The organism is Flavobacterium movens, from assembly GCF_039581425.1.
GTDB classification, from domain to species: Bacteria; Bacteroidota; Bacteroidia; order Flavobacteriales; family Flavobacteriaceae; genus Flavobacterium; species Flavobacterium luteolum.
Genome location: NZ_JBCPXY010000013.1, coordinates 125,295 through 140,528 on the forward strand (window position 1 = coordinate 125,295; position 15,234 = coordinate 140,528).

A 15,234-nucleotide genomic window follows, 5' to 3' on the forward strand; every position below is an offset into this window, starting at 1 on the left:
ACAAATGCGAAAACTTATCTTTTGTGAGAAAGAAAATAGGAATCAGGATCGAATGTTTTCGGAGTGGTTTTAGTTACATCTTTAAACTTTTTGATAAAATGAGACTGATCAAAATATTTATTGTAAAGTGCAATATCAGTCAGTTTTAGTTTTTCTAAATCAGAATTTACCATCTGATCGACTGATTTTCTGAATTTCAAGATTTGGATATATTTTTTAAGTGTTAATCCGGTTGCGGTTTTAAATTTGATTTGCAATAATCGCTGAGAAGAATTCAATAATTTGCTAAGTTCTGAAATTGAAACTTCAAAGTCTCTTAATTTTATGATTTCGCAGATTTTTTCAATTATATTTTTCTCAGAATGTAAGTCGGATAATGTTTCAAAATAAGTATTCACAGTGTTTAATACAATTTTAATATCAGCATCAATTTGAATTTTGAAAGGCAGTTCTGCAGTGTCAATTTTAATAATCGAATCTGTAAAATTGCTTAAATCGTATTTCGGAAACATAGAAAGTGTCCAAGTTTGAAGTTGAACAATAGTAACTTTAGTTTTTGGATGAATATTGACTAAAACTTTATTAGTCATTTGCGAACAGAAGTAAACGCCTGCGTTCATTGCATATTTAGCTTTACTCGTATGAACTTCAATAGAATTTCCAGTTATAATAGCTAGATTAAAACAGCCGTTTGGAAGAACGAGTTTGTTCTCGATTAGGCCTTCGCCGATGCTGTTGTCGAGACACCAGATTTTATTGATGAATCTTTCCGTTTTTGGAGTTACATAATGTTCGGAGTATAGCTGCATTTTAGTATGCGATTTCATCATTTGAAATCGCATACTAAAGTACAGTTTTCTGAATTATTGTTTAGATAAACTTTCCAAAATTATCTCGTTTAGTATTCTGCCATTCTTCCAAAATTACGCTGTAGTAAACATCAGTTTTACTTTTTCCTTCAGAGTCGACATAATTGTTTCTAAAAACGCCTTCTTTTACAGCTCCCAATTTTTCAATAGCTTTTTGCGATTTTATATTTTCAAGATCGGCACTGAATTGTATTCTTCGAAACTCAATTTTCTCAAAGCCAAAATTCAATAACTCATATTTGCACGCTTTGTTTAAACCTGTTCCTTGAAATGCTTTTCCGTACCAAGTCCACCCAATTTCACATTTCTGACTCGCATTATTTAAATAGCCATACCGTGTGCTTCCCGCAACTGTGTTTGTAGCTTTGTCTATAATAAGGAAGGGATAGCAAATTCCTGCCGCTTTCTGTTGTAAAGTATTCTGGATATAGTTTTCAAAATCCTGATCATTTCGAACATACATTCCCATGTATTTCCAGATTTCATCATCAAAAATGATTTCTTTGAGTTCTATATTTCTTTCGCTTTCAAAAGGAATCAAAAGCACTTTGTCATTTTCTAAAATAATGTCTGATTGTAAAATTTCGATGTTCATGATTTCTGTTTTACTAATTGTATAAATCTAATAACGAAATTAAATGTTTAATTTCTGTAAATAAATTTAATAAAATAACAATTTGTTATATTTATAAAATATCAAAAAACAGGATAATGTTTGTGAATCACTATTTACGAACAATTTGTTCATTTATTTTACGGCTCATGTATTATTATTAGTTATTTTTACGACCCAATATTAGATTTTCCCTCGATGCAAACATCATTAAAAATTGCTGTAGTTGGTTCTGGACTTGTAGGGTCGCTTCTGGCAATTTATCTTAAAAAAGCTGGACACAGCGTTCACGTTTATGATCGTAGTCCAGATATCCGAAAAATAAATTTTTCTGGTCGTTCTATTAATTTAGCAATGTCCAACCGTGGCTGGAAAGCTTTGGATGCAGTTGGCGTTGGTGATTCGGTTCGAGAAATTGCAATTCCGATGGACAAACGTGCCATTCACTTGGTAGACAAATTAAATTTTCAGAATTACGGTCAGGAAGGCGAATCTATATATTCTATTTCAAGAGGAAAATTAAATCGAAAAATGATCGATCTTGCCGAAGAAGCTGGAGCAGAGTTTCATTTTGAACAGAAAGTTTGGGACGTCACTTTAAACGATGCGACACTTCATATTGGTGAAAGCGAAAGAGGCGAGTGGGAAGAAAGAAAGTTTGATATGGTTTTTGGCGCTGATGGAGCTTTTTCTAGAATTCGTCACAGAATGCAGCGTCAGAGCATGTTCAATTATTCGCAGGAATTTTTGAATATGGGATATAAAGAATTAAATATTCCGGCAAATCCAGACGGAACACATAAATTAGATAAAAACTCATTTCATATTTGGCCAAGAGGCGAATACATGTTAATTGCACTTCCAAATCTTGATGGAAGTTTTACTTGTACTTTGTTTATGCCTTTTGAAGGAGAAAACTCTTTTGAATCATTAACAGACCGTAAAATGGTCGAAGATTTCTTCGAGAAAAATTTTCCAGACTCGATTGAAGTAATTCCAGAACTGGCAAATGATTTCTTTAAAAATCCAACCAGTACTTTGGTTACTATGAAATGTTTTCCGTGGACTTACGAAAATAAAATTGCTTTGATTGGAGATGCCTGTCACGCGATTGTTCCATTTTACGGACAAGGAATGAATGCTGGTTTTGAAGATATCACTGTTTTGAGTGAAATGATTGAAAAGTACCAAGACGATTGGAAAAAAATATTTGCAGAATATCAGATCTCTAGAAAACCAAATGCAGACGCCATTGCAGAGCTTTCATATCGAAATTTCTTAGAAATGAGCACCAAAACGGCAGATGAAAAATTCTTGCTGCAAAAGAAAATAGAAAAAGTTTTTTCAGACAAACACCCAGATAAATGGATTCCGCTTTACAGCCGTGTTACTTTTAGTGATCGTCCGTACGCCGAAGCTTTAGCAATCGGAGATTATCAAAATGCGATTATGGAAGAGGTTTTAAAACTCGATAATATCGAAAATATATGGAACACGCCTGAAGTAGAAAATAAGATTCTGGAATTGTTAGAAAATAGATAGAATTTTTAAACCATATAAGTGATATAAGTTCGTTTAAAATCTTTATAGAAAGTATTATATTGACTTATATCGCTTATATGGTTTAATTTTTTTTATTTTTTGAAGATTTTGGTTAGCACACCAAAAACACCCCTTATAAAAGTAGCGCTTGTTACGACTTTCAAAACAGATTTTGTAACAACTTCTGTTGTACTCGGTCCTGCTTTTGATGATTTGGCAGGAGCTTGTTCTTCTTGTTGGGCAGCGACTTCTGCTGCATCCGATAATTTTTTGGTTAAGATTTCAAAAGCACTTTCACGATCGATTTCTTCAGCATATTTTTTAACTAGTTTCGATTTGCCATTTATTTCGTCAATTTCAGATTGAGATAAAACATCCATTCTACTCATTGGTGCACGCATCATCGTGGCCACAAGAGGAGTTGGAATTCCTTTTTCGTTAAGCGCCGTAACCAAAGCTTCTCCAATTCCTAAACTCGTTAATAATTCATCCGTTTTATAATAAGGAGAAGTAGGGTAGTTGTCTGCTGTTTTTTTAATAGCCTGGCGATCATTTGCAGTGAAAGCCCTCAAAGCGTGTTGGATCTTTAATCCCAATTGGGCCAAAACACCACTTGGAACATCCATTGGATTTTGCGTTACAAAATAAATTCCAACACCTTTAGAACGAATTAATTTTACAATTGTTTCAATTTGCTCTAATAAGGCTTTGCTAGCTTCATTGAAAATTAAATGTGCTTCATCAATAAAAATGACTAATTCAGGTTGGTCTGCATCTCCTTTTTCGGGCATCTTCTGGTAAATTTCAGCCAAAAGACTCAGCATAAAAGTTGAGAATAATTTAGGTTTATCCTGGATATCCGTCAAGCGGATGATATTAACGTAACCTTTTCCGTTTTCGTCAATTCGCATTAAATCATCCGTTTCAAAAGACAATTCGCCAAAAAACAAATCACCGCCTTGCTGTTCCAGTTCTATAATTTTTCTAAGGATAGTTCCAGTTGTGGCAGTCGAGATTTTACCATAACTAGCAGCAATTTCATCTTTACCTTCTTCTGTAATATAATTGATTACTTTTTTAATGTCTTTTAAATCAAGAAGAGGCATCATGTTATCATCACAATATTTAAAGATAACCGCTACAACTCCGGCCTGTGTGTCATTCAGATCTAAAATACGCGAGAATAAAACAGGTCCAAATTCAGAAACTGTCGCACGCAAGCGTACACCATTTTGTTTAGATAAAGACATCAACTCGACAGGAAATGCGGCTACATTATAAGGTATGTTTATTTTGGCATGGCGCTCTGTGATAAAACCTTCTTCTTTACCTTCTTTGGCTATACCGCTAAAATCTCCTTTAATATCCATCATTAATACAGGAATTCCTGCATTAGAAAGTTGCTCAGAAAAAACCTGAATTGTTTTAGTTTTTCCTGTTCCAGTTGCACCAGCAATTAATCCGTGTCGGTTTAAAGTTTTTAGCGGAATTTTTACATGGGCTTCTGCAATTGGCTCACCGTCAAGCATTGCGCCTCCAAGTATAATACTGTCTCCCTTCGAAGAATACCCTGTAGTTATATCTGAAATAAAATTCTCTTTTTTATTCATGTTTTTATTTGTAATTTAGATTGTTATATGAGTATTGCTTTGTTTTTGGGTACTTTTTATGTGGTTTTTTTTAGTAAGAAAAAGCTTTTTTTGATTGAAAATTTAATAAAAAAAAAATTCGCAGCTTTTTAAGAAGATATCAAAGGAATCTTTGAATATTTACTAAAACGTTGTAATTTTTCTAATTATCGTCCTTTTTTTTGTTTTATCTAAAAAATGATACCGGCAATTTAATGAGATATTTTTTAATTTGAAGTTAAATTTCGGTCAATTAAATTAAAAAAAGTTTTTTTATTTAAACTAAACGTATAAATTTGCTCCTCTACAAGTTAAATATAACTAAAAAATAAAAATTATTTAAAACTATTAAAATTAAAAAAAATGGCAAACGTTAAAGTTAAAAAAGAAAGCACTTCAAATGGCGGAGGAATGATCACAGGAATCATTATTGTAGCGTGTATCTTAGTAGGGGTGTTTATTTGGAAAGTAATCATGGGAGATGCTGCGAACTTCGAAGGAGGTAATCCAGAAACAGGACATCCAATCAATACATTAGGACAAGTATATAAAGGAGGTTTCATCGTACCAGTATTATTAGGTATGTTTTTAATGGTTGTTGTTTTTTCTATTGAAAGATTTATTGTTATCGGTAAAGCTGCAGGAAAAACTAACCTTGACAAATTTATGAAAAGCGTTCAAGGTAGTATTAAAGAAGGAAACATCGAAGCTGCTATCGCTTCATGTGACAAACAACAAGGTTCAGTTGCAAACGCAATTAAATCTGCTTTGGTAAAATACCAAGATGTTAAAAAAGAAGGATTCAACAGCGAAGAAGCTTCAGAAGTAATCCACAAAGAAATTGAAGAAGCAACTTCATTAGAAATGCCAATGTTAGAGAAAAACATGACTATCATCTCTACTTTAGTATCTTTAGGTACATTAGGAGGATTATTAGGAACTGTATCTGGTATGATTAAAGCGTTTGGTGCGTTAGCTTCTGCTGGTACTCCTGACCAAGCTGCTCTTGCAACAGGTATCTCTGAGGCACTTATCAACACTGCTACAGGTATCTCTACTTCTATCTTAGCAATTGTTTCTTACAACTTCTTTACTGCTAAAATTGACGATTTAACTTACTCTATCGATGAGGCTGGTACTACTATCGTTAATACTTACAGAAAATTCAGAGGAAGTTTAAGACAATAATTAATTTTTGATTTTTTACAATCAAAAAAATAAAATAAAAGATAATGGCTAAAATAAAAATGAAAAAAAAGTCTACATCGACAGATATGACTGCGATGTGTGATGTAGCGTTCCTTTTGCTAACGTTCTTTATTTTGACCGCTACTGCTAAAGTGCCTGAGGCATTGCCTGTAGATATGCCTGCTTCTGTTGCTATAACTAAATTGCCAGATACTGATTTGGCTATTATTACAGTAGGAAAAGGGAAAGTATTTTTTGACATCAAAGGAAGAGAAGTTCGTAAAAGAACTCTTGAAGGTATGGGTGCAAAATATGGTATTGAATTTTCAGAAGAAGATAAAACCAAATTTGCATTGATGGATGATTTTGGTGTGCCAATTACAGGTCTTAAGCAAATCATTGATATGAAAGCGGCAGACAGAACTAAAGCAAACCAACCTGGAATTCCTTTGGATTCGTTAGATAATCAATTAAAAGACTGGCTTCTAATTTCTAGAAGAGCTACAATTGATTTAGATGATAAAGAATTGCAGATTGCGATTAAAGGAGATGCTAAAGAGCAATATCCAAAAATTAAAAAAATTATGGATATTTTGCAAGATCAGAAAATCAATTCCTTTAACTTAGTTACTGGTAAGAGAGGAAGAGACTTTTAATTAAAAAATATACACTAAGATGGCTGAATTAAATACCGGCGACGGCGGTGGTGGTAAAGGTGGTAAAGTAAGAAGTAAAAAGCAAAATTCGAAAGTCGATTTAACGGCGATGGTGGATTTGGCATTCTTATTGATCACGTTCTTTATGTTAACTACTTCGTTGTCAAAACCTCAATCGATGGATTTGTCTTTACCAAATAAAGACGATGATCCAAATAAGAAAACTGAGGACACCAAAGTAGACGAAAATCGTACCATGACAGTAATGTTAGGGGAGAATAATAAGATGGTTTACTATATGGGGTTATTGGCAACACCAAAAGTGGGACCAAAAGATATTGCATATGGTAAAGATGGCATCCGTAGAGAATTATTAAAACAAAAGAAAAATGTTTTAGCGTATTCTACTGCTTTAGGGAAACCTAAAAACGGAATCATTGTGATCATTAAACCAACGAAAAAATCAAATTACCGTAATTTGGTTGATATCTTGGATGAAATGGCTATCACTGGAGTTGAAACGTATGCAATCGTTCCTGAGTTTACACCAGAAGAAACAAAAGTGATAGATAAAAAATAAGAGCAATCTTAAATTTTATCGACTTAAAATCAAGAAGTATGAAATTAGATATTATAAAAAATCAGTGGCTTGATATCGTATTCGAAGGTCGTAATAAGATATATGGTGCATATGAGCTGAGAAAATCAAACGGAAAAACAACTGTGAAAGCACTTGTTATTGGTTCTCTTATCTTTAGTGCTGCTATTGCTGCTCCTCTTATTGCAAGTTTCTTACCAGACTCTGCAGAAGAAGAAGAGGTTAAAGAGGTTAAGATGGCTACGGTAAAATTACCTCCAAAAAAAGAGGAAATTAAACCTAACATGCCACCGCCACCGCCACCGCCACCAAAAGTGGATCAGGTAAAATTCGTTAAACCTGTGGTTGCTAAGGCAGAAGAAGTAACTGAAGACCCACCAAAAATTGTTGATTTAAAAGACAAAAAAGTTGGTGCTGAGACTATCAAAGGAGATCCAGACGCAGTTTTAACTGTTGATGAGCCAGTAGGAAAAGGACCAGTAGCAGAGGTGGTACAAGAAGATAACACTGTATATAACACAGCTGGTATCGAAGTAAAACCAGATTTCCCAGGAGGTATTGATAAATTCTACAAATTCGTAGGAAACAATTACAAGACTCCAGAAGAAGAAGGTTTAAAAGGTAAAGTTTACGTTACGTTTGTAGTTGAAAAAGACGGGTCGTTAACAGATATCAAAGTTTTAAGAGATATCGGTTACGGTACAGGAGCAGAAGCAATTCGAGTTCTTAAAAAATGTCCAAAATGGACTCCCGGCGAGCAAAATGGTAAAAAAGTTAGGGTATTATACTCTCTGCCTATTACTATTCAATCTGCAGAATAATGTTAAAAGATATGCTTAATAATATTCAGAAGAAATCGCTCAAAGAGCGATTTCTTCTTGTTTTAGGAATACTGTTTTTTTTAATATATCTTGTGCTCGGTTTAATGATTATGTTTTGGGAGAAACTTCCGCTAAACATGGAATGGAAATATAGATATGCTTTTGGAGGTTTACTGATTGTATATTCGGGAATAAGATTTTTAAGATTAATTAATTCAAAGGAAGAATAATTATGTTGAAATATAGTAAGGCTCTAGGTTTGATCGTTTTTGTCTTTTTGTTTGTCATGTGCAACCAAAAAAGCAATAATGAAACTAATAAAGAAACCATTTTAAAAGGATCACTTGATATTACGGTTGATGAAACAGTAAAGCAAATTGTAGATGATCAGGTAGCTGTTTTTGAGGGTACTTACTATGATGCAAAAATTACGGTAAAACCAAAATCAGAAGCTGAAGTAATTAATGATTTATTAAATCAAAAAGTTAAAGTTGTAATTACAACTCGTGATTTAACTAAAGAAGAAAAAGCACGTTTCGATAAAAGTAAAATTAATCCTAGGGTAACTCCTTTTGCGCACGATGCGATTGCTTTTATTTCAAACAAAAGCAATAATGATACTCTAATTGCGTTGAAAAGTGTAATCGATTTTATGCAAGGAAAACCAGATGGTAAAATTAAAGGTCTTGTTTTCGATAATCCTAATTCGAGTACTGTTCGTTACATGAAAGATTTAGCGAAGATTGGTGAAATACCTAAGTCGGGAGTTTTCTCTTTTAAAACGAATAATGAAGTTATCAAATTTGTTTCTGAAAATGAGGGAATGATTGGTGTAATTGGTATTAATTGGTTTTATCAACCAACACCTGATATGACTGAAACGATTAATAAGATTAATGTCCTTTATGTTAAAGGTTTGGATAGTAATGAATATTACAGTCCTACTCAAAATGACTTAGAAATTGGAAAATATCCTTTGGCACGTGATTTGTTTATTATCAATTGTCAAGGTTATTCTGGGCTTGGAATGGGGTTTGCTTCATTCATAGCAGGAGATATTGGACAGCGTATCGTTTTAAAATCTGGATTGCTACCGTATAAAACTCCAGGGCGTAAACTTAAAATTAGAAGTGAAATTATAAAAGATAAAGAATAAATTAATTACGATAAAGATGAATAAATTTAAAATTTTTAGTCTTGCATTAGTTGCCTCAGCCACTGCAGCAAAAGCGCAAGACATCAACCAAGCAAAGAAGGCAATAGATGCTGAACAATTTGATAAAGCAAAATCACTTCTTAAATCAATTATTAAAGCAAAACCGTCAGATGGTGAAGCTAATTTTGTGCTAGGGAATGTTTATTTAAACCAATCTGTTGTTGATTCTGCAAAAATCTATTACAATAATGGATTACAAGCTTCAGACAAGAAAAACTTAAGCTATATTGGTTTAGGTCAGTTAGATCTTGATGCAAAAAATGCAGCAGCGGCTCAAGCTAACTTCGCTTTAGCAACTAAAGACATGAAGAAAAAAGATGTAAATGAATTTATTTACATCGCTAGAGCTTATATGAATTCTGAAAATCCTGATTATAAAAGCGCTACAGATATTTTAAAACGTGCTTTATTGGTTGATCCACAAAATGCACAAGCACTTTTAGCAATTGGAGATGCTTATTATGGAGCAAACAATCAAAATGATGCTTACAAAGCATATCGTGACGCTTTTACAGCTGATAATACTTTGTTGAGAGCTAAAATGCAATTAGGAGTTTTGTTGAAAGGAGCTAAATCTTACGATGAAGCAATTAAATCTTTCAATGAAGTTATCGCTTTAGATGCTAATTATGGACCAGTTTACAGAGAGTTAGCTGAAACGTATTACAAATGGGCAAGAAACAAACCTTCTACTGCTAAAGTTAATTTGCAAAACGCAATTACAAACTACGAGAAATATTTAAGTTTGACAGATTACTCTCTTGATTCTAAAATGCGTCATGCTGATTTCTTGATCTTAGTTAAAGATTACAAGCAATTGGAAACTGTTGCTAACAAAATGATTGCTCAAGATAAAGTGAATCCTAGAATTTACAGGTATTTAGGATATGCAGCTTATGAGAACGGAAATGTTGATGTAGCGATTAAATCTCTTCAAGATTATATCAATACTCCATCTAACAAAGTAATTGGTAGAGACTACTATTATTTAGGACTTTCGAAAATTAAAAAAGGAACTGCAGCTGATGGTACAGTAGATCAAGCTTCTTTTGATTCAGGTTTGGCTGATATTAAAAAAGCTATTGAATTAGAGCCTTTAGTAGTCGAAGAATTTGCTGATTTTGGAAAAGAATTGTTTAGTAAAAAACAATATGGACAAGCAGCTTCTATTTTCGAACTTGGTGCTAGTAATCCAGAGTCTAAAAACTATTTGGACGACAGTGTTTATTATGGTATCTCTTTATATTATGGTAATGCTAGCAAACCAAAAGAAAGCCGTGATGCTGTTGCTCTAGGGAAAGCTGATGCTGTTTTTGATAAAATTTTGGCTACAGCTCCTAGTTATGATGAAGCATATTTATACAAAGCAAGAATTAATTCTTTATTAGATAAAGATGATTTAATCATTAAAAACTATGAAGAATATGTTTCTAAAATTTCAGCAAAGGGTGCAGAAGAAGTTGCTAAACCAGCTGTAGCTAAGAAATTTGTAGAAGCTTACAATGGTATTGGTGCTGCTTATGCTAATACAGATAAAGCTAAAGCTATTGAGTATTTCAATAAAACTTTAGTTTTAGATCCTGCAAATTCATATGCTACACAATCTATAAAAGCTTTAAAATAATTAAGTTTTTAAAAAAGAATAGAAAACCGATAGTTCAAAAAAACTATCGGTTTTTTTGTTACGTATTTTATTGACTATCTTTGCACTCTTAAAATATTAAAATGTTACCAAAAGAAATACAATTAGAAGTAAATAAAGGAGCTATGCTTCCTTTGATGGAAGAATTCTACACCATTCAAGGAGAAGGTTCGCATACAGGACGAGCTGCTTATTTTATTAGGATTGGAGGATGTGATGTAGGTTGTCATTGGTGTGATGTGAAAGAGAGCTGGAATGCTGAGCTTCATCCGCCGACAAGCGTGGATTTAATTGTTGAAAATGCTGCAAAGTACGCTGATACAGTTGTTGTAACTGGAGGCGAACCTTTGTCTTGGGATATGACATTTTTAACAAATCAATTAAAAGAGAAAAATTTAAAAGTGCATATTGAAACTTCTGGAGCTTTTCCATTATCAGGAACGTGGGACTGGATTTGTCTTTCGCCAAAAAAGAATAAATTGCCCACACAAACAGTATATGATAATGCACACGAACTAAAAGTAATCATTTACAATAAACATGATTTTATTTTTGCCGAAGAACAAGCAGAATTAGTAAACGATAATGCAATTTTGTTCCTTCAGCCAGAATGGAGTAAAAAAGAAGAAATGACTCCGCTTATTGTTGATTATGTTATGAATAATCCAAAATGGAGAGTTTCATTACAGACTCATAAATATCTTAATATTCCATAAAACTGAAAAATCTCTTCACTTGAAGAGATTTTTTGTTTACATAGGAGTGTGTAACTGTGTAAAAAAAGGAACATTTGTTAATCCCATTTTTTGTATTCTTTTAATGTAGTAATATGAGCCAAATGATGGTTTCCATGCCAAGCATACATTCCAATCATTCTTTTGAGTTTAATTTCTGAATTGTCGGCAGGATGTACAAAAGTTTTTTCCAAATCAGATTTAGATAAGTTTTTCATAATATAACCCAATCTAAAATGAAGTCCTTTTAATAATTCTATTGTTGGCTGGATAGGCATCGTTAGATTGTCGTTTAGTTCGGACCAAAGTACTTCATCATATGGTTTAATGACAGGATTGTTTTCAGTCAAAGCCCATTTAAGGCGAATGTAACAATTCATATGACTTTCAGCACAATGATGAATAACCTGTCTCACAGTCCATCCGTTCGGGCGATAAGGAGTATTCAATTGTTCATCGGTTAAATGAATGGTTTCTTTTGCTAATTTTTCTGGAAGTGTTTCAATCTCTCTAATTTTTTCAGAAAGATATTCCAAAGAAAAATGTTCTGGTTCAATAAATTTTCCGATAGGGTATTTTAATTTTTCTAAATCGAGTTCGTTCATTGTTTTTTAGTTTGTTTTAAATGGAAAGTCTAGCTAAATAATCATAATGTTCACCTTCAAGAATAAGTTCGCAATTTAAGCCATTGGCAATTGCTGCATTTTGAAGCGTATTGTAATCCAAATATAGCCAATCAAAAGATTCTTCTTTTTCTCCTTTATAGCTAATATTAAAAATAAGCTCGCCGTAATAGTCATTTTCAGACGGAATCCATTTGCCGCCGTCTTCATCTTCATCAAACATATAAATGATATCAGAGCTGTCAATTAAAATTTGGCCTCCTGGATTTAGAAGCGATTTTAATTTAGTTAAGTAAGAATTGCAGTTTTTTAATTTACCAAAAATACCTGTTCCATTCATTAAAAGCAAGATTGTGTCAAATTTTGCCCCTTCAAAGTTTAAAATATTTTCAACTTTAGCGCTTTTAATTCCTCTAAGATGACAGGTTTCAATTGCTTTTTCCGAAATGTCAATAGCAGTTACTTCTAGATTGCGCTCATTTTGTAGTGATAACGCATGACTTCCAGCTCCGCATCCCACATCTAATATTTTTCCTTTAGCCAGTTGTAAAGCCTTCTGTTCTATTTTTGGCATTTCGTTATAAGTGCGAAAAAGGTATTCAACACTCATTTCGTCTTCTTCAGAAATTGAAGTTTCAGTAATGATGTCTTCAGGTGAATTTTTGGTGTGAAAATCAAATATTGCTTTTCCAAAAAGATCTTTCATGTTTTAGTTCAAAGATTAAGGTTTCAAGTTTAAAGTTGTTTAATTTTGCACATCAACTTTAAATTTTAAACTTGAAACAGATTTTAAATAACTTAAGTAAGTTAGCCAAAGATAAGCATAACGAAAATAAAAAGTATTTCGATAAGCTTAAAAAGAAACAGCCTAAAAATTTAGATTACATTATGCAAGATCTGCACGATGCAGAATTTAAAAGAACGGATTGTTTGAAGTGTGCTAATTGTTGTAAGACTACAGGACCACTATTTACGTTGGCAGATATCGAACGAATTTCAAAACATTTTAGACAAAAGCCACAGCAATTTATAGATCAGTATTTAAGAATTGATGAGGATAAAGATTATGTTTTGAAAAGTGTTCCTTGTACGTTTTTGGATAATGAAAACTATTGTATGATTTACGATGTTCGTCCAAAAGCCTGTCGGGAGTTTCCTCATACAGATCGAAATAAATTTTACCAGATTTCAAATTTGACTTTGAAAAACGTCGAAATTTGTCCAGCGGCATATAATATAGTAGAAGAAATGAAAAAGAAATTACCACTATAAATGAAAATTGGCAATTGTTTGCGAGAATGTCTCAATTTCTTTTTTTAAAATGTACTTTTGAGAAAGGAATAATTAAAGAACCCAAAGAAGACTTATAATTTGAATTTAGAATATTTTATAGCCAAAAGACTTATCACTGCAAAAGATTATAAGAGCAGTATTTCGGCACCCATTATAAAAATTGCTATTTCTGCAATTGCAATCGGAATAATTATGATGATTGTTTCTGTAGCAACCGGAATAGGTTTGCAGAAAAAAATCCGTGACAAAGTTTCGGCTTTCAATGGGCAGATTATAATTTCTAATTATGACAATAACAATTCGGAAGTTACGACAGTTCCAATTTCGAAAAAACAAGATTTCTATCCTAACTTTAAATCCGTTCCAGAAGTAAGCCATATTCAAGCAGTGGCAAGTAAAGCGGGAATTATAAGAACAGAAAATGCGTTTGAAGGAATTATATTTAAAGGAGTAGGATCCGATTACGATTGGAATAATATTAAAGAATATATCGTAGAAGGTAAACTGCCTGATTTTACAAAAGAACTAAACGAAGATGTTATTATCTCAAGATTTCTTGCGGATCGTTTGAACTTAAAAATTGGAGATCAATTCAATACCTTTTTTATAAAAGAGGAACAAGGAAAACTTCCAAACAGCCGAAGATTTAAAATTGCGGGAATATTTAATTCTGGTTTTCAAGATTTTGATGCTACATATATTATTGGCGATATTCGACATATCCAAAGAATCAATAAATGGAATGAAGATCAAGTTGGTGCATTTGAAATTTTTGTCAAAGATTTTGATGAAATTAAAACAGTTGGGAATAAAGTGTACGAAGCAACTTCATCTAACCTGGATACGAAAACAATTATAGAGAAATACAGTTATATTTTTGACTGGCTTCAGTTGTTTGATTTTAATATCATAATCATTTTAGGAGTCATGATAATGGTTGCTACTATTAATATGATAGTAGCGCTCTTGGTTCTTATTTTAGAAAGAACCCAAATGATTGGAATTCTAAAATCAATGGGAGCAAATAACTGGTCGGTTCGTAAGATATTTTTATATAATGCTTTCTACTTAATTCTTCGAGGACTGTTCTGGGGGAATTTGATCGGGATTTCAATTCTGTTAATTCAGCAACAGTTTGGAGTAATTCAGCTAAATCCTGAAAACTATTATGTAAACCAAGCTCCAGTATATCTAAATTGGATCTATATACTGTTGTTAAATCTGCTTACTATTGGAGTTTGTTTTTTAGTGTTGTTAATTCCGTCTTATATAATAACCAAAATATCTCCAGTAAAAGCAATTCGCTTTGACTAAGTAAAAAGTAAAATCCTAATATCTAACCCGACAGTTTTTGAGAAGCAGTCAGGTTTGTTTTTTTGTATGCATATATAAGTATGATTTGAATATTATGATTTTTCAGGAGCTTAATCCCGCTATCCGTTGCAATCTTTTGTGCCGAACCCCGGCACAAAAGGATTTCCACTCCTATCGGGGCTAATAAAACCTGTTTTCATAAAGAGGCTCTCGGAGAAAGAGGTATTTTGAAAATTGAAAAAACATATAAAAATAGAGCTGAAGCCTGAAAACTCTGTAAAATGTAGAAGGAAAACTTCGCGTAGAATATGAAAATCACAACATAATCAGTAAAAACTTACAGGTATTGAAAAAACTTTGAAATGTAAAGAAGCTGTTATCAGTGCGTTAGGAAAAAAGGCGAAAAAAGATCAAAAAAAACCGGTAAAAAAGCTTGGAAAAGCGGAAAAAGGTTCTACTTTTGCACCCGCAACAGCGAAGGCGTTCATCGAAATACC

General features: G+C 32.7%; 16 protein-coding genes. 11 read left to right on the top strand and 5 right to left on the bottom strand.

The window, feature by feature from the left end; all coding sequences use genetic code 11:
• Positions 1-14 precede the first annotated feature (14 nt).
• Together AAYQ05_RS20205 and AAYQ05_RS20210 are read right to left on the bottom strand one after the other, a co-directional pair.
• Complete coding sequence (locus AAYQ05_RS20205; RefSeq protein ID WP_343545085.1) at positions 15-809, bottom strand: helix-turn-helix domain-containing protein; 795 nt, start codon at positions 807-809, stop codon at positions 15-17.
• Positions 810-870: 61 nt separating this feature from the next.
• Positions 871-1,464, bottom strand: a complete 594-nt coding sequence (locus tag AAYQ05_RS20210) for a GNAT family N-acetyltransferase (protein ID WP_343545086.1) — start codon at positions 1,462-1,464, stop codon at positions 871-873.
• A gap of 216 nt (positions 1,465-1,680) precedes the next feature.
• Here AAYQ05_RS20210 and AAYQ05_RS20215 point away from each other — a divergent pair, with 216 nt between their 5' ends.
• Complete coding sequence (locus tag AAYQ05_RS20215) at positions 1,681-3,024, top strand: FAD-dependent oxidoreductase (RefSeq protein ID WP_343545087.1); 1,344 nt, start codon at positions 1,681-1,683, stop codon at positions 3,022-3,024.
• Positions 3,025-3,116: 92 nt separating this feature from the next.
• Here the strand turns inward: AAYQ05_RS20215 and AAYQ05_RS20220 are convergent, their stop codons facing one another.
• Complete coding sequence (locus AAYQ05_RS20220; protein ID WP_343545088.1) at positions 3,117-4,634, bottom strand: helicase HerA-like domain-containing protein; 1,518 nt, start codon at positions 4,632-4,634, stop codon at positions 3,117-3,119.
• A 381-nt stretch (positions 4,635-5,015) separates the two neighbouring features.
• On the opposite strand from AAYQ05_RS20220, the gene AAYQ05_RS20225 reads away from it, so the two are divergent.
• From AAYQ05_RS20225 to AAYQ05_RS20260, 8 genes are all read left to right on the top strand, one after another.
• Positions 5,016-5,840: a MotA/TolQ/ExbB proton channel family protein gene (locus AAYQ05_RS20225; RefSeq protein ID WP_177211948.1), complete on the top strand. Its 825-nt coding sequence runs from the start codon at positions 5,016-5,018 to the stop codon at positions 5,838-5,840.
• Positions 5,841-5,884: 44 nt separating this feature from the next.
• On the top strand, positions 5,885-6,496 hold the full coding sequence (locus AAYQ05_RS20230; protein WP_177211949.1) for an ExbD/TolR family protein: 612 nt from the start codon (positions 5,885-5,887) through the stop codon (positions 6,494-6,496).
• A 19-nt stretch (positions 6,497-6,515) separates the two neighbouring features.
• Entirely contained in the window at positions 6,516-7,076 is a 561-nt protein-coding gene (locus tag AAYQ05_RS20235; RefSeq protein WP_343545089.1) for an ExbD/TolR family protein, read from the top strand.
• A gap of 38 nt (positions 7,077-7,114) precedes the next feature.
• Positions 7,115-7,915: an energy transducer TonB gene (locus AAYQ05_RS20240; RefSeq protein ID WP_343545090.1), complete on the top strand. Its 801-nt coding sequence runs from the start codon at positions 7,115-7,117 to the stop codon at positions 7,913-7,915.
• Positions 7,915-8,145, top strand: a complete 231-nt coding sequence (locus AAYQ05_RS20245) for a hypothetical protein (protein ID WP_111365906.1) — start codon at positions 7,915-7,917, stop codon at positions 8,143-8,145. The genes AAYQ05_RS20240 and AAYQ05_RS20245 overlap by 1 nt, the downstream gene beginning before the upstream one ends.
• Positions 8,146-8,147: 2 nt before the next feature.
• Complete coding sequence (locus AAYQ05_RS20250; RefSeq protein ID WP_343545091.1) at positions 8,148-9,071, top strand: PstS family phosphate ABC transporter substrate-binding protein; 924 nt, start codon at positions 8,148-8,150, stop codon at positions 9,069-9,071.
• A gap of 16 nt (positions 9,072-9,087) precedes the next feature.
• Entirely contained in the window at positions 9,088-10,755 is a 1,668-nt protein-coding gene (locus tag AAYQ05_RS20255; RefSeq protein ID WP_343545092.1) for a tetratricopeptide repeat protein, read from the top strand.
• A gap of 101 nt (positions 10,756-10,856) precedes the next feature.
• Entirely contained in the window at positions 10,857-11,489 is a 633-nt protein-coding gene (locus AAYQ05_RS20260; protein WP_343545093.1) for a 7-carboxy-7-deazaguanine synthase QueE, read from the top strand.
• 77 nt (positions 11,490-11,566) lie between these two features.
• Here the strand turns inward: AAYQ05_RS20260 and AAYQ05_RS20265 are convergent, their stop codons facing one another.
• Positions 11,567-12,112, bottom strand: coding sequence for a YfiT family bacillithiol transferase (locus AAYQ05_RS20265; RefSeq protein ID WP_343545094.1), 546 nt, complete (start codon positions 12,110-12,112; stop codon positions 11,567-11,569).
• 16 nt (positions 12,113-12,128) lie between these two features.
• Complete coding sequence (locus AAYQ05_RS20270; protein ID WP_343545095.1) at positions 12,129-12,836, bottom strand: class I SAM-dependent methyltransferase; 708 nt, start codon at positions 12,834-12,836, stop codon at positions 12,129-12,131.
• A 71-nt stretch (positions 12,837-12,907) separates the two neighbouring features.
• Between AAYQ05_RS20270 and AAYQ05_RS20275 the strand changes: the two genes are divergently transcribed.
• Entirely contained in the window at positions 12,908-13,402 is a 495-nt protein-coding gene (locus tag AAYQ05_RS20275) for a YkgJ family cysteine cluster protein (RefSeq protein ID WP_281633983.1), read from the top strand.
• 99 nt (positions 13,403-13,501) lie between these two features.
• The gene (locus AAYQ05_RS20280; protein ID WP_343545096.1) at positions 13,502-14,737 is read left to right on the top strand and encodes an ABC transporter permease; all 1,236 of its coding nucleotides are present in this window, start codon (positions 13,502-13,504) and stop codon (positions 14,735-14,737) included.
• Positions 14,738-15,234 lie beyond the last annotated feature (497 nt).

Excerpts from the sequence above, each read along its gene's own strand:
- AAYQ05_RS20205 (WP_343545085.1), bottom strand. The coding sequence starts at position 809 with ATGCAGCTATACTCCGAACATTATGTAACTCCAAAAACGGAAAGATTC.
- AAYQ05_RS20210 (WP_343545086.1), bottom strand. The coding sequence starts at position 1,464 with ATGAACATCGAAATTTTACAATCAGACATTATTTTAGAAAATGACAAA.
- AAYQ05_RS20215 (WP_343545087.1), top strand. The coding sequence starts at position 1,681 with ATGCAAACATCATTAAAAATTGCTGTAGTTGGTTCTGGACTTGTAGGG.
- AAYQ05_RS20220 (WP_343545088.1), bottom strand. The coding sequence starts at position 4,634 with ATGAATAAAAAAGAGAATTTTATTTCAGATATAACTACAGGGTATTCT.
- AAYQ05_RS20225 (WP_177211948.1), top strand. The coding sequence starts at position 5,016 with ATGGCAAACGTTAAAGTTAAAAAAGAAAGCACTTCAAATGGCGGAGGA.
- AAYQ05_RS20230 (WP_177211949.1), top strand. The coding sequence starts at position 5,885 with ATGGCTAAAATAAAAATGAAAAAAAAGTCTACATCGACAGATATGACT.
- AAYQ05_RS20235 (WP_343545089.1), top strand. The coding sequence starts at position 6,516 with ATGGCTGAATTAAATACCGGCGACGGCGGTGGTGGTAAAGGTGGTAAA.
- AAYQ05_RS20240 (WP_343545090.1), top strand. The coding sequence starts at position 7,115 with ATGAAATTAGATATTATAAAAAATCAGTGGCTTGATATCGTATTCGAA.
- AAYQ05_RS20245 (WP_111365906.1), top strand. The coding sequence starts at position 7,915 with ATGTTAAAAGATATGCTTAATAATATTCAGAAGAAATCGCTCAAAGAG.
- AAYQ05_RS20250 (WP_343545091.1), top strand. The coding sequence starts at position 8,148 with ATGTTGAAATATAGTAAGGCTCTAGGTTTGATCGTTTTTGTCTTTTTG.
- AAYQ05_RS20255 (WP_343545092.1), top strand. The coding sequence starts at position 9,088 with ATGAATAAATTTAAAATTTTTAGTCTTGCATTAGTTGCCTCAGCCACT.
- AAYQ05_RS20260 (WP_343545093.1), top strand. The coding sequence starts at position 10,857 with ATGTTACCAAAAGAAATACAATTAGAAGTAAATAAAGGAGCTATGCTT.
- AAYQ05_RS20265 (WP_343545094.1), bottom strand. The coding sequence starts at position 12,112 with ATGAACGAACTCGATTTAGAAAAATTAAAATACCCTATCGGAAAATTT.
- AAYQ05_RS20270 (WP_343545095.1), bottom strand. The coding sequence starts at position 12,836 with ATGAAAGATCTTTTTGGAAAAGCAATATTTGATTTTCACACCAAAAAT.